The organism is Mucilaginibacter sp. P4_C11 (assembly GCF_056402115.1).
Map to the genome: position 1 here is coordinate 31,336 of NZ_JBFUIA010000036.1, position 13,648 is coordinate 44,983.

At 41.3% G+C, this 13,648-nt stretch carries 12 protein-coding genes; 3 read left to right on the forward strand and 9 right to left on the reverse strand.

Annotated features, from left to right (window positions below):
- Window positions 1-9 precede the first annotated feature (9 nt).
- Window positions 10-1,356 (forward strand): DUF58 domain-containing protein, encoded by a 1,347-nt coding sequence (locus AC1DU2_RS25775; RefSeq protein ID WP_477387971.1) that lies wholly within the window; start codon window positions 10-12, stop codon window positions 1,354-1,356.
- Between the two features lie 4 nt (window positions 1,357-1,360).
- Window positions 1,361-2,521 (forward strand): hypothetical protein, encoded by a 1,161-nt coding sequence (locus tag AC1DU2_RS25780; RefSeq protein WP_477361013.1) that lies wholly within the window; start codon window positions 1,361-1,363, stop codon window positions 2,519-2,521.
- An 88-nt stretch (window positions 2,522-2,609) separates the two neighbouring features.
- Here the strand turns inward: AC1DU2_RS25780 and AC1DU2_RS25785 are convergent, their stop codons facing one another.
- The 9 genes from AC1DU2_RS25785 to AC1DU2_RS25825 all read right to left on the reverse strand — a co-directional run bounded on the left by AC1DU2_RS25785 (window position 2,610) and on the right by AC1DU2_RS25825 (window position 11,646).
- A complete protein-coding gene (locus tag AC1DU2_RS25785; protein ID WP_477361011.1) occupies window positions 2,610-3,398 on the reverse strand; it encodes a mechanosensitive ion channel family protein in 789 nt (262 codons plus the stop codon).
- Between the two features lie 366 nt (window positions 3,399-3,764).
- Entirely contained in the window at window positions 3,765-5,396 is a 1,632-nt protein-coding gene (groL, locus tag AC1DU2_RS25790; protein WP_477361009.1) for a chaperonin GroEL, read from the reverse strand.
- 174 nt (window positions 5,397-5,570) lie between these two features.
- Entirely contained in the window at window positions 5,571-5,846 is a 276-nt protein-coding gene (groES, locus tag AC1DU2_RS25795; protein WP_090641441.1) for a co-chaperone GroES, read from the reverse strand.
- Between the two features lie 241 nt (window positions 5,847-6,087).
- Entirely contained in the window at window positions 6,088-6,432 is a 345-nt protein-coding gene (gene secG, locus AC1DU2_RS25800) for a preprotein translocase subunit SecG (protein ID WP_477361006.1), read from the reverse strand.
- Between the two features lie 13 nt (window positions 6,433-6,445).
- Entirely contained in the window at window positions 6,446-7,903 is a 1,458-nt protein-coding gene (locus AC1DU2_RS25805) for a hypothetical protein (RefSeq protein WP_477387973.1), read from the reverse strand.
- A gap of 21 nt (window positions 7,904-7,924) precedes the next feature.
- Window positions 7,925-8,434, reverse strand: a complete 510-nt coding sequence (gene lptE / locus AC1DU2_RS25810; RefSeq protein WP_477361002.1) for an LPS assembly lipoprotein LptE — start codon at window positions 8,432-8,434, stop codon at window positions 7,925-7,927.
- Window positions 8,435-8,438: 4 nt separating this feature from the next.
- Window positions 8,439-9,692 carry a sigma-54 interaction domain-containing protein gene (locus tag AC1DU2_RS25815; protein WP_477361000.1) on the reverse strand — a complete coding sequence of 418 codons (1,254 nt, stop codon included), beginning with the start codon at window positions 9,690-9,692 and terminating at the stop codon, window positions 8,439-8,441.
- Between the two features lie 27 nt (window positions 9,693-9,719).
- A complete protein-coding gene (locus AC1DU2_RS25820) occupies window positions 9,720-10,100 on the reverse strand; it encodes a four helix bundle protein (protein WP_477360998.1) in 381 nt (126 codons plus the stop codon).
- Window positions 10,101-10,140: 40 nt separating this feature from the next.
- Window positions 10,141-11,646 carry a MiaB/RimO family radical SAM methylthiotransferase gene (locus AC1DU2_RS25825; protein ID WP_477387975.1) on the reverse strand — a complete coding sequence of 502 codons (1,506 nt, stop codon included), beginning with the start codon at window positions 11,644-11,646 and terminating at the stop codon, window positions 10,141-10,143.
- Window positions 11,647-11,799: 153 nt separating this feature from the next.
- Between AC1DU2_RS25825 and AC1DU2_RS25830 the strand changes: the two genes are divergently transcribed.
- Window positions 11,800-13,605, forward strand: coding sequence for a hypothetical protein (locus AC1DU2_RS25830; RefSeq protein ID WP_477387977.1), 1,806 nt, complete (start codon window positions 11,800-11,802; stop codon window positions 13,603-13,605).
- Window positions 13,606-13,648: the final 43 nt, after the last annotated feature.

A 13,648-nucleotide genomic window follows, 5' to 3' on the forward strand; every position in this document is an offset into this window, starting at 1 on the left:
CCATTTTTTGTGAAAAACATTTACGGCCTGTTTTATAAAGATCTTTTTTTAACCAACCGCCTGTTTACCGGCTTGGCAATAAGCGTGGTAGCGTTTGTGCTATCATTCTTTTTCCCTTGGCTTGGTGTTATACCGGCATTGGTTTTCTGGGCGTTGGTATTGCTGTTTTTGATTGATGTGCTTATGCTTTATAAAACCGCCAAAGGCGTGTTTGCCAAGCGCCATGCCCCCGAAAGATTAAGCAACAGCGACGAAAACGAACTGGGTGTGTATGTTGAAAACTGGTACCCGTTTAATGTTAGCATCGGTATTATCGACGAGATTCCCTTTCAGTTTCAAAAACGCGATATCTGGTTTAAAACAACGTTAAAACCTCATGAACGCAAACTGATAAGCTATAGCTTGCGGCCCACCAAACGCGGCGAGTACGAATTTGGCGATATCCGGGTTTACGCCAAATCGCCATTAGGGCTCATCAGGCGGCGTTACACTTTTCAGCAGGCCGAGACATTGCCGGTATACCCGTCCTTTCTCCAGATGCGTAAATATGAGTTAATGGCTATCTCCAACCGACTCACAGATATCGGCATCAAAAAAATACGCCGTATTGGCCACAGCCTGGAGTTTGAACAGGTAAAAAATTATGTTGCCGGTGATGATTACCGCACCATTAACTGGAAAGCCACTGCCAGGCAAGGCAACCTGATGGTTAACTCCTATACCGATGAAAAATCGCAGCATGTGTATTGCGTAATAGATAAATCGAGGGCAATGAAAATGCCTTTTGAAGGCTTAAGCCTGTTGGATTATGCTATAAACGCCAGCCTGGTACTCTCAAGTGTTGCGCTCATAAAGGAGGACAAAGCCGGCTTAATTACTGCATCGGAAAAAATTGGCGCTGTTATTCCTGCTGATAGAAAATCGTCGCAATTGAATAAGATACTGGAGGTTTTGTATAAGGAGCGTACCCGCTACCTGGAAACCAATATGGAGTTATTATACAGCACCGTACGTACGGTAATAAAGCAACGCAGCCTGGTGGTATTTTTTACCAATTACGAAAGCATGAACGCCCTTAACCGGCAGTTACCCTATCTGAAACGAATAGCCAAATTTCACCTGCTGCTGGTTGTCTTTTTTGAAAACACAGAACTTAAAACCCTAAGCGAAAAACAGGCAACCGACCTGGAAGGCATCTATATAAAAACCATAGCAGAAAAGTTTGCTTATGACAAAAAACTGATTGTAAAAGAGCTGGCCAAATATGGTATCCAATCTATATTGAGTGCACCTCAAAACCTTACGATTAATACCATAAACAAGTACCTGGAGTTGAAGGCCAAGCAAAAGATTTAAGGCTATGGCGATATTTGAATTAATCAAATTGCTTATTCATGGGGTAGAATTTGCCGCCAAGCAGGCTCAAAAACACCAACCCGAACGCCAATTAGATCCTTCTTTATATACCAGGCGGGCAACAAGTATTTTGCAATACATTGATATTGCCACCAATGCCATGATAAATGATGGAAAAAAAGAAGATGAAGTTAAAACCATATTAATTAACATGGGCCTGCATGAAGATCACCTCGACGTGGTTTTAGACCGGGCACAACGTAACTATGAAAAGTGGTTTAATGAAACCCGTAGCAGGCCAACATTAACCTCCTTTGAAATATATGAGCAATTAGCCCAAAGTCCGCGACCAATCGCAAAACCCTTGGTGGACATAGTTTTCGAGCCGGGAGAAGATCACTCATTTCATTTTTGTGCTTTAATAAATGATAAGCGATACTATCACCTAAATGGAAGAAACCTGCTATATGCAGCTGCTAACCAGGCTTTAAAGAGTGCACCCATTATACTTAATGAAGATGTGGCCATAAGGCAGTCAACTTTTGCCAGGTGGGGTGGTAATGCAAATAATCCTTTTTTGCGGGTAGTAACTATCAATGACCAACGAGAAGCTATTTATCCATATTTACAAACAGATATCAAATACAATTTTTATCCCAAACAAATTATAGAGTGGAACAATGGCCATCCTGTTATAGAAGCTGAGATTGATGGCAGCCTGGACAAAGATACGCCGTTATGCTTTTTTGCCACAGATTACGCGGTTAATAAACAAAGCTACCAAAGTCAAAGTATGATTGAAGTACAGCTTTCGGCCTTTGTATTAGCGCTTTATAAATCTGGCAGAAACAACAATGATATCGACCAGCAACCCAAAGGTTTTAAGCCAAGTGAGACTTTTAGCAACAAAAGCTATTTTTCATTTGAAGGCGTAATTCTCGAAATAAAAGGAACAGCTGTTGACTCTCTATCAATAGGTTGTGTGATGGCTGTAAAATTTGCACACAACCAAATACCAGGAAAGCATCTGATCATAAATGCGTATGTATCTAACGATAATATAAAAACGGATAAAATACATAAAGGAATGCTGGTTACAGGCAGATTGTGGTTTCAAGGCGAGATTGCGTCAACAAAAGCAGCATTACAACCAATCAGACCATAATCGTTTTCCTGTCTGGCTGATCGCCCCCTGCACAGCCATGTTTAAAACCGATGCTTTACAAAAAAGTCTTAAATCTTGACTCTTATTCTTATCCCGCCTTTGGAAACGCAACCCCATTAGCACTAAAATCTTTAAATATCTTTTCCTGCAGGGCTATTTTGGCGGTTAAAAAGTTGGCTGGCTCTACCCATACATTTATGGTTATGCGTACCGAATCTATCTCCATACTGATGATGCCTACTCTCGCGGCCGGCTCTGTAAGCAGGTCGTGGTTTAAGCTAATTGCTTCATTAATGATAGCCTTTACTTTATCCAGGTCATTGGCATAAGCAATCTTAATCTCAAAATCCAACCGGCGTTTACCCTCGCGGGTTACGTTTACAATCACTTCGTTAAAAAGCTTCCCGTTAGGAATAATTACCTGCTTGTTATCGGCAGTAATTAAAACGGTGTAAAAAATCTGGATAGATACTACTTTACCATCCTGTCCCTGGGCTATTATGCTATCGTCAACCTCAAATGGCTTTAACAGCAAAATGAGTACCCCGCCTGCAAAATTTTGAAACGTACCAGAAAGGGCCAAACCAGCGGCAACGCTAAACGCGCCAATTATAGTAGTGAAAATAGTAAGCTGGAAGCCAAAAATATTAATTACCGAAATTATAAGTAATATATAAAGACTGGTAATTGTAAGACTAAGAAGAAAAGGCTGTAACGATGAGTGTACCTGCCTTTGAAGCATCCGGTTGCGTAGCCGCGACCTTAAAAATTTGATGAACCAAAGACCGACAATTAGTACTATTAACCCGAACGAGTAACGCACCCAATTATCTACTATCCATTTGTGCGTATCAATGTAAAAATCTTTTAACTCCATATATGGAGGCAAAAGTAAAAATTAATTACTTACCGTAAATGGTTATAAATAATTCGGGGCCTTTAAACAACAACCAATCTACGATGGCGCTGTGTATTTGTTTTGATTTTTGTGTTATATTTTTCATATCATCCTACGCTATTCAAATCCTGTGCCTAAGAAACTAACTTTCAGGATTGTTACGCAAAAATACAGGTTCGCTGTTAAGATAATTTTAAAAACTAATCAAATGATTAATTAATGACCATCCGTTTACGTTCAAATGACCGTAAGCGATCTTTAAAAAGCAGAAACCCTGTATACAAAAGCATACAGGGTTTCAAATAGTATATATTTTCAGACCCCCTTCAGGGGGCCGGGGGGCTATTACATCATGCCGCCCATGCCGCCGCCACCCATTGGTGGGCCGGCTGGAGCATCTTCAGGATCATCAGCCAATACAACTTCTGTTGTTAACAACATAGCTGCGATAGAAGCTGCGTTCTCTAAAGCTACACGACCAACTTTAGTTGGATCGATAACGCCCGCTGCAATCAGGTTTTCGTATTTATCAGTACGTGCATTGTAACCAAAATCACCTGTACCTTCTTTAACTTTTTGTACTACAATTGAACCTTCGATACCAGCGTTCTGGCAAATCTGACGTAATGGCTCTTCGATAGCGCGACGGATGATCTGGATACCAGTGTTCTCATCTTCGTTATCGCCTTTAAGATCAGCTAAAGCAGCTACCGCGCGGATGAAGGCAACGCCACCACCAGCAACAATACCTTCTTCAACAGCAGCACGTGTTGCGTGTAAAGCATCGTCAACACGGTCTTTTTTCTCTTTCATTTCAACTTCTGTAGCAGCACCTACGTAAAGTACAGCAACACCGCCAGATAATTTGGCTAAACGCTCCTGTAATTTTTCGCGATCGTAATCAGATGTAGTTGATTCGATTTGAGATTTGATTTGGCCAACACGACCTTTGATCTCATCGGCAGAACCAGCACCATTAATGATGGTTGTGTTATCCTTGTCGATAATGATTTTCTCGGCAGTACCTAAGTAAGTAAGGTCAGCATTTTCTAATTTGTAACCTCTTTCTTCAGAGATCAAAGTACCACCAGTAAGGATAGCGATGTCCTCTAACATAGCTTTCCTGCGATCGCCAAAGCCTGGTGCTTTAACAGCAGCAACTTTCAGTGAACCACGAATTTTGTTAACTACCAAAGTAGCCAATGCTTCGCCATCAAGATCTTCGGCAATAATTAATAATGGTTTGCCTGTTTGTACTTGTTTTTCAAGGATAGGAAGTAATTCTTTCATCGAAGAGATCTTTTTATCGTAGATCAGGATGTAAGGATTTTCTAATTCAACTTCCATTTTATCAGCATTGGTAACAAAGTACGGAGAAAGGTAACCGCGGTCAAACTGCATACCTTCTACAGTTTTAACTTCAGTTTCAGTTCCTTTTGCTTCTTCAACAGTGATAACACCATCTTTACCAACTTTAGCCATAGCCTCGGCAATTAACGAACCGATGATCTCGTCGTTATTTGCAGAAATTGCAGCAACTTGTTTGATTTTGTTATTGTCTTCGCCTACAGTTTGCGATTGAGCTTTTAAGTCCTCAACAACAGCTGCAACAGCTTTATCAATACCACGTTTTAAATCCATAGGGTTTGCACCTGCAGCTACGTTTTTAATACCTGCGGTAACAATAGCTTGTGCTAAAACGGTAGCAGTAGTAGTACCATCACCTGCAATATCAGCAGTTTTTGATGCAACTTCTTTAACCATTTGGGCACCCATGTTTTCTAAAGCATCTTTCAGTTCGATTTCTTTAGCAACAGTAACACCATCTTTAGTGATTGATGGTGAGCCGAATTTTTTATCAATAATTACGTTTCTGCCTTTAGGGCCTAATGTTACTTTAACCGCATTAGCTAAAATATCAACACCGCGTTTTAAGGCGTCGCGTGCTTCAACATTGTATTTAACTTGTTTTGCCATGATTTTAGTTTTGAATTATTGAATTACTGAATTATTGATCTGGCTGATCGCCTAATCTTTTTTTCAGCATCCAATAACTATTTTCGTTTTAACTTTTGATTGTGAGTTGAAGAATTATTGTTTGTGCCGGATAATTCAATAAATAAATAAATCCTTCAATAATTCAATAATTAGTTACAGTACCGCGTATACGTCAGATTCGCGCATAATTAAATACTCTTTTCCTTCGTAAGTAATTTCGGTACCGGCATATTTACCATATAAAACCTGGTCACCAACTTTTACTGTTAAAGGCTCATCTACTTTACCGTTACCTACTGCAACGATAGTTCCACGCTGAGGTTTTTCTTTAGCGGTATCAGGGATAATGATTCCCGAGGCGGTTTTCTCTTCGGCTGCTGCAGCCTCTACAACCACTCTGTCGCCGATTGGTTTAATGTTTAATGACATAGTTATAACTGTTTGTTTATTTAAGTTTTTCAACCACCAAATCCTCATCAATTATGCCAAGGCCGGGCAATGGCAAATATTGACATACATAACTGTTGTAATGGCAGCAAAAACGTTTTTTTACTTTTTACCCTTAACAGTATTTTAACCTGCCCGTGCCATCGTGTCAGTTAAGCAGGCCACAAAAAAACGGCTTTGGAACAATCCAAAGCCGTTTTTTTACTATTTATTAAGTGTAAGCTTATTTCGTTTTATTGGGAGTTTGCGCTGCAGGAATATTCAACGGCTGCGATACAGGTGCGGTTGATGAAGGTTTTGAAGCTTTATCAATTTGGTTTTGCAAAGGATTTGCAGTACTTGCCGAACCACCTTTGGCTACCACGTTAATGGCTAATGCCAATACCATTACGGTAATTGCCAATACCCAGGTGCCTTTTTCTAAAAAGTCGCCTGTTTTTTGAACGCCCATCAGCTGCGATGAACTTGAAAAATTAGATGACAAACCGCCGCCTTTAGGGTTTTGGATCAATACGATTAGCCCTAACAGAGCACATACAATAACAGTAAGGATAATTAAAATGTACATTTCTTTATTTATATTAATTCGTTTTCTTTTCTAATTGTTCAATTTGGTGGGCAAAGTAACGGCTTTTTTCCGGGAATTTCAACATCAATTTTTTATAAGTAGCAATCGCTTTGTGATATAGCATCTGGTCGGCATATATCTGTGCCAGGGTTTCGCTTACCAGCTCGTTTTTATCTTCCGAACTTTTTTTGGCTTTATTCTCATTATCTATCTTGTTTATTGATCGCGGTCTTATTTGTGGCTCTTCTTTAATAAACTTTTCAATAATGATATCTTCTTTGCGCTTTATCTCGGGAGCATCTGGAATGGGGGCATTTTCAAGGTCAAGAAGCGATTTATCATGAAATATATTTTCAAAATATTGCTGCTGCAATTCATCAGCAGCATGTTCCTTTTTTTCTTCGTTAGTTATCCCCAGCGGTACCTGCTGTTGTATCGGCGGCAAATATGGCTGATAGGTTGACGCGTACTCTTTACGTGTTTTATCAAGCCACCACATGAAAGAATAAGGCATCTTTTCATCATGATACTTTGATACCGTTTCGGCTTCCTGGGCACTATCTTCGGTTTTGGCAAGTACCGGAAGTTCCTCAGCTTCAACAGGTACAGGCTTGCCGGCACCTTTTTGATCGGCTATCGAATTATCAAACATAAAATAATCGGTAGCAGCAATACTGCCAATGATCCATTTTTCTGTTTCAAAATTAATATCGGCCGACTTGCTTTTAGACTCGGCAGCGGTTAATTTATCAGCAGCGACCGGCGTTTCTTCCGCGGCTTCTATCTCTTCAACAGCTTGCTCTTTGATGTCCGACGCGTTGCCGCTAAAGCTGATATCTTCGATACCTACAATTTCGTCAAAAATCTCGTCTTCAATATCTTCTTCGTTTTTGCCTTCAGCTATCTCTGGCTGTACAACGGATGGTGCAGTTTCTTCAACAGTCACCGCTGCTTCACCCCCTGTTTTATCATTTTCCAAAGATAACTCTTCAACAGCCGGCTCTTCCACCCCCCCGGTTATAGCATTGGCCTCATCTTTTATTACAGATTCAGGCTCTGGTTCCCCAACCAATGTTCCAAATTGATTTCCCGGTTCGTTGATGCCTTGCGGCTCCTCAGTTATTTCGGTGGCGGTACCTATATTAAAATAGTTTTCGCTTTCAGCGGCGGGCGGTGCATAAACGGGTGCAGCACCGTTTTTTAAACCGGCAATTTGCCCGGCCGAAACTACAGGCAGGCTCTCAGGATCATTAATAAGTTTGTGCAGCAACCGGGGATTAAAGTAAACAGCGGCGTGTTTTAAGTCGGTTCCGTTACCTGCGTGGGCAAGCATGGCCCTTAATATGCCACTTTGCGGAAACTCATCAACCAACTGCTGCAAATCATAATTATGCAACTGGCCATTATCGGCCGGATTGGCCAACAACTCCCATAATATCTCGTTTTGCCTGTTATTTAAATATTGATCCACGTGGTTGAAAGTACGAAATGCCTACCAATTAGAAAAGGCCTTGTTATAAATATCTTCGGTTAATTGCTTGGTAATATTCTGGATCAGGTTTTGTTCCTGCGATCCTATGTCACCTTTATAATCGGCAAACCTCGTCATACTTTCATCAAAGTTAATCTTTTTGTCCTTATCATAAACAAATTTCACCTTTACGGTTATGCTTAACCTGTTTGCACCGGCAATAGGTGCGGTATTAGTTGAAGTAGCCTCTATCGACACAGGAGCGATGGTGTAACCAACTATACTCCCGGACAGGGTTGCATCGGCCTCGCCACGTACCAGGCTCAACCGGCTTTGGGTACGTACACGTTCTTTTAAAGCCTCGGTAAATGTTTGGCTTAAGTTGTTTACCACCAGCGGTGCGTTATTTTCAAAAAACTGGATGTTCAGTGTTTTCAAACCGGGTGGAATAGCTTCATTACGGAGTGTATAACATGATGAAAGCAAACCTAAACTTAAAACTATAATTACAGAACCGATTATTCTTTTCATCAACCTATAAATTTAACTCTTTTATTTTTCTGTACAACGTACGCTCGGATATGCCCAGCTCATTGGCAGCCAGTTTGCGTTTCCCTTTATGTTTCTTTAAAGCCTTACGGATCAGGTCTGATTCTTTTTCAATCAGCGATAGCGATTCTTCTACCTCCTCGGCTTCGTGGGTTATGTTATACGCATCGTTACCGCCAATATTGTTGCTATTATTATTTGTATTAACGGGTTGCTGCAAAGTAAATTGTCCCTCGGGGCCGCCCGGAATTTCAATATCGCGGTACAACTGGTTAATCGTTTGTGAGTGATTGGCGTAATTGGTTGATACGCCGCCATGTTCAATAATATCGGCCACAAGCTTTTTCAGTTCAACCATATCGCGTTTCATATCAAACAGTACCTTGTACAATATATCGCGTTCCGAAAAATCTTCTTTACCCGGGTTACCTACACGCATGGGCAAATTGCGGCCGTTAGCCTCCTGTGGAATATATGTTAACAAGGTTGGCCCCGTAATAATGCGATCACGCTCCAATACAGCTAACTGCTCGGCCATATTTTTAAGCTGACGTACATTACCCGGCCAGCTATAGTTTATCAACACCTGCTGCGCCTCTTCATCCAATTGAATTGGCGGCGTACGGTATTTATCGGTAAAATCTGATGTAAATTTTCTGAACAACAGGTAAACATCCTCCTTCCTGTCTCGCAATGGCGGGATTTTTAAAGGCACCGTATTTAAACGATAGTAAAGATCTTCCCTGAACTTACCGCTTTTTACGGCATCGTAAACATCAACATTGGTAGCGGCAATAACGCGCACATTGGTTTTCTCTACCTTTGATGATCCTACTTTAATGTACTGGCCAGATTCCAGCACCCTAAGCAAACGGGCCTGGGTACCTAAAGGCATCTCGGCAATTTCATCCAAAAATATAGTACCTCCGTTTACGGTTTCAAAGTAACCCTTACGTTCGCCAACAGCACCGGTATAGGAGCCTTTTTCGTGACCAAACAATTCCGAATCGATAGTTCCTTCAGGTATAGCCCCACAGTTCACCGCGATGAAAGGCCCATGCTTACGCGGACTCATCTGGTGTATAATGTGCGAAAACACTTCTTTACCGCTCCCGCTTTCGCCGGTAATCAGCACCGAAATATCTGTAGGCGCCACCTGGTTGGCTATATTTATGGCCCGGTTAAGCAATGGCGAATTGCCAATGATACCGAAGCGTTGTTTTATTTCTTGTATTTCCATGTTTGAAAAAGAGTCAAGAATCAAGAGTCAAGAATTAAGACTTTTAACTTCCGTTTTTAAGATATACTCTCTGAACGAAAATAACATCCTTTGAACTTCAGAAACTAAATCTATACATTCCTTTAGTTTACCTACCGACCCATATTTTCTACGCTCACATATTAATAATTGTGTTTCCAATTCAAATGAAGATGAAATTGCTATCGACAAAAATTCGGCAAAATGTTTATCGGTATTTTTTCCAGATCCCTCGGCTATATTCGAGGGGATGGAACAACAACTCCTGTTTATCTGATCAATTAAATTATATCTTTCATTAGCGGGTAACTCCCTGCTAAATTCAAAAACCATATCTGTCAAATCCATTGCCTTTAGCCATATTTTCAAATTCTTAAAATTATGCCGCATATGCGCTTCGGTCTTGATTCTTGACTCTTGATTCTTGACTCTATACAACCTTCCCTATCAACGTAGCCGTAGTAGTCCTTTCAATCAAAACGTTCACGTATTGGCCGGGCTTGTAGTTGTCGGCTACAGGGAAAATCACCATGGCGTTTTGATCGCTGCGGCCACAATAATCATTTTTTGATTTTTTGGAGAAACCTTCAATCAGCACTTTTTCTGTTTTGCCAACGCGTGCCTGTGCACGGTAGTATGAGTACTCCTGCTGTTTTGCTACTATCTCGGTTAATCGTTTTTGCTTTACTTCCTCGGGGATATCATCAGCATAGCGTTTCGCGGCCAATGTTCCGGGGCGTTCGCTGTATTTAAACATGTAGGCAAAATCGTATTTCACGTAATCCATCATACTTACAGTTTCGGCGTGTTCCTCGTCGGTTTCGGTACAAAAGCCGGTTATTACATCTGTAGAAATTGCGCAATCGCCAATTATCCTGCGAATAGCGTCAATCCTGTTGATATACCAATCGCGGTCGTAAGTCCGGTTCATCAAATCAAGGATGCGGGTATTACCCGATTGTACCGGCAGGTGTATATAGTTGCAAATATTATCGTATTTGGCAATAGTATATAAAACCTCATCGGTAATATCCTTCGGATGCGACGTAGAAAAGCGCACACGCAAATCGGGATTAATGAGCGCCACCATTTCCAAAAGGTTAGCAAAATTGGTAACGGGAGCCTCACCTAAATCCTCTCCAAAGGAGAGGACTTGCTTAGCATCTCGTCCATCCTGCTCATCAGAACCCTCTCCCTTGGAGAGGGCAGGGTGAGGCGTTTTCCACTTATACGAATCCACATTCTGCCCCAACAAAGTAACCTCCCGGTATCCTTTTTCAAACAGATCGGTGCATTCGGCTACTATTGATTGCGGGTCGCGACTGCGTTCACGGCCACGGGTAAACGGTACCACGCAGAACGAACACATGTTATCGCAGCCACGCATAATAGATACAAAGGCGTTAATACCGTTGCTGTTTAAACGTACCGGGCTTATGTCCGCATAAGTTTCCTCGCGGGATAGCAATACGTTTACGGCTTTTTGGCCGCTATCAACCTGGTCTATCAGGTTAGGCAGGTCGCGGTATGCATCAGGGCCAACAACTACGTCAACCAGTTTTTCTTCTTCTAAAAATTTCGATTTCAGGCGTTCGGCCATACAGCCCAACACACCTACCACCAGGCCAGGGTTTTTAACCTTGGTAATGGCAAACTCCTTCAAGCGATTACGCACACGGGTTTCGGCATTCTCGCGGATAGAACAAGTATTTATAAATATAACATCGGCTAAATTATGATCGCCGGTGGTTTCAAAGCCCTGTTCAGACAATATGGATGCAACAATTTCGCTATCGCTAAAATTCATTGCACAGCCATAACTTTCAATATAAAGTTTACGGCCGTTATTTTTACCCGTCACCGGCTGCTCTAAAACTAAAGCCTCGCCTTGCCTGCTCTCATCATGTACCTTATCCGGAAGAACCAAATCCATCATTCAATTAAAAATTAGTTTGCAAAAATACACAAAATTTAAATACACGGATGACATATTGTCAGTATTTAACAAAATCGAAATTTTATTGTTATATTTCTGATTCTATACGTATAACAGTACCAGTAACACCATAAAGTAAACGGACATCTTTAAATGAAGCTTAAATTTTTAAGGCATAAGTGGCAAAAAATAGCATTTAGTTTTGTGTTGGTACCGGTACTTATAGTATTTATTATTGCCCTTATCCTTAACCATTACCTGGCCCCTATTTTGGCAACGCAAGTGCGCGACGCTGTTTTAACCGGCAGCGACAGCCTTTACCGGGCCGATTTTATTAAGGCTGAGTTGCATTTACTGGAAGGAAAAGTTACCATATACGATATTAGCCTTATCCCCGATACCGCGCTGTATAACCGAAAAAAGAAGCAGCACCTGGCACCCAACAACCTGGTAACCCTGCATGTAAAAAAGCTCATTTTAAAACACATACACCCATTCAGCTATTATTTCAGGCAACGGCTAAAAATAAATGAAATAATTTTGAACGAGCCCGAACTGAACGTTAGCTATGCGCTTAACCATACGCAGGATACCGTTTTAAAAGATCATCGCACAGCCTGGCAAAAAATTTCAAAAAGCCTGCACTCCATAAGTGTCGGCCATATTTATTTTAACGACGTAAAGTTCAAGTACGAGGATTACTCGGGCCATAAGGTAGTTATATCAACCCTTAAAGAAATGAACCTGAGCGCTACCGACCTGCTCATTGACTCGGCAACGCAGACTGACAAATCGCGGCTTTTATATTGTAAGGATATTGTTACCGAGCTAAATAATTATAGCGGCAAAACAGATAACGGGCTATATGATTATAAAATAAAATACCTTAAGCTATCAACCATGTACGCGCGGCTCAATATCAGGGGACTGCAATTACAAGCCGCAAAAAATGACCTGTTTTTTAACAAAAGTCAAAGCGATAGCTTTACGCTGGGCATAGATTCAATACAACTTAACGACTTCGATTTTTTGAATTATCATAAATACCGGCGGGTACAGGCATCAAGCCTTGAGCTTGCGAATGGCGCGTTAAAGGTATTTGGCAACCCCAATAAGGCTAAGCAGGTACCGGAAGACAAAGTATCCACCTTCCCTAATGTACTGGTACGCAATACCGATGCCGATCTGACTATAGATACCATCCGGTTAAAACACATCAATGTATCCTACTCCGAATATAATGCCGAGACAAAAAAGACCGGATCGGTTGAATTCGACAACACGGAAGGTGAGTTTCATAACGTAACCACAAACAAGGCCTCCATAGTTAAAAATAACATCACCGATGTACGCCTCAGCAGCTACTTCATGAACCGCGGGCGATTGGATGTTCAATTTCTGTTTAATTTAACCGATGCTGATGGCTCATTCAACTATAAAGGTTCCCTAAGCCCGATGGTTGCCAACAAGCTCAACCAGGCCACTGTACCGCTGGCGATGCTCAAGATAACATCGGGCAATATCAAACAATTTAATTTTGATATCCATGCCAACCGCAAGGCCTTTAAGGGGCGGATATCTTTATTATACAACGATTTAAAGGTATCAATCCTGGAAGCCGACACAGCCAACAACCGTTTAAAAAAGCAGCAGCTGATATCCATATTTGCCAACCTGTTTGTGATAAAACGGAACAACCCTGATGCTATTGGCAAGGCGCCCCGTTTTTCTGATGTTAATTATTTACGGCCAAAGGACTCGCCATTTTTTAAGACCGTTTGGCGCACATTGTTACAGGGCATAAAAGAATGTGCCGGCCTGGATGAAAAATCGCAGCAGGCCGCGATGGGACGCTTAACCGAACACAAAAAAAACAAGCAGGAAAGATTAGTGAGGAAAGCCGAACGCAAACAGCATAAAGCTGAAAGAAAAGCGGCAAAGGAAATGGATTCACATTAATTTGAGAATTTGAAGATTTGAGAATTTGAAAATTAACGGGACT

Excerpts from the sequence above, each read along its gene's own strand:
- AC1DU2_RS25825 (WP_477387975.1), bottom strand. The coding sequence starts at position 11,646 with ATGATGGATTTGGTTCTTCCGGATAAGGTACATGATGAGAGCAGGCAA.
- secG (WP_477361006.1), bottom strand. The coding sequence starts at position 6,432 with ATGTACATTTTAATTATCCTTACTGTTATTGTATGTGCTCTGTTAGGG.
- groES (WP_090641441.1), bottom strand. The coding sequence starts at position 5,846 with ATGTCATTAAACATTAAACCAATCGGCGACAGAGTGGTTGTAGAGGCT.
- AC1DU2_RS25785 (WP_477361011.1), bottom strand. The coding sequence starts at position 3,398 with ATGGAGTTAAAAGATTTTTACATTGATACGCACAAATGGATAGTAGAT.
- lptE (WP_477361002.1), bottom strand. The coding sequence starts at position 8,434 with ATGAAAAGAATAATCGGTTCTGTAATTATAGTTTTAAGTTTAGGTTTG.
- AC1DU2_RS25820 (WP_477360998.1), bottom strand. The coding sequence starts at position 10,100 with ATGCGGCATAATTTTAAGAATTTGAAAATATGGCTAAAGGCAATGGAT.
- groL (WP_477361009.1), bottom strand. The coding sequence starts at position 5,396 with ATGGCAAAACAAGTTAAATACAATGTTGAAGCACGCGACGCCTTAAAA.
- AC1DU2_RS25830 (WP_477387977.1), top strand. The coding sequence starts at position 11,800 with ATGAAGCTTAAATTTTTAAGGCATAAGTGGCAAAAAATAGCATTTAGT.
- AC1DU2_RS25780 (WP_477361013.1), top strand. The coding sequence starts at position 1,361 with ATGGCGATATTTGAATTAATCAAATTGCTTATTCATGGGGTAGAATTT.
- AC1DU2_RS25815 (WP_477361000.1), bottom strand. The coding sequence starts at position 9,692 with ATGGAAATACAAGAAATAAAACAACGCTTCGGTATCATTGGCAATTCG.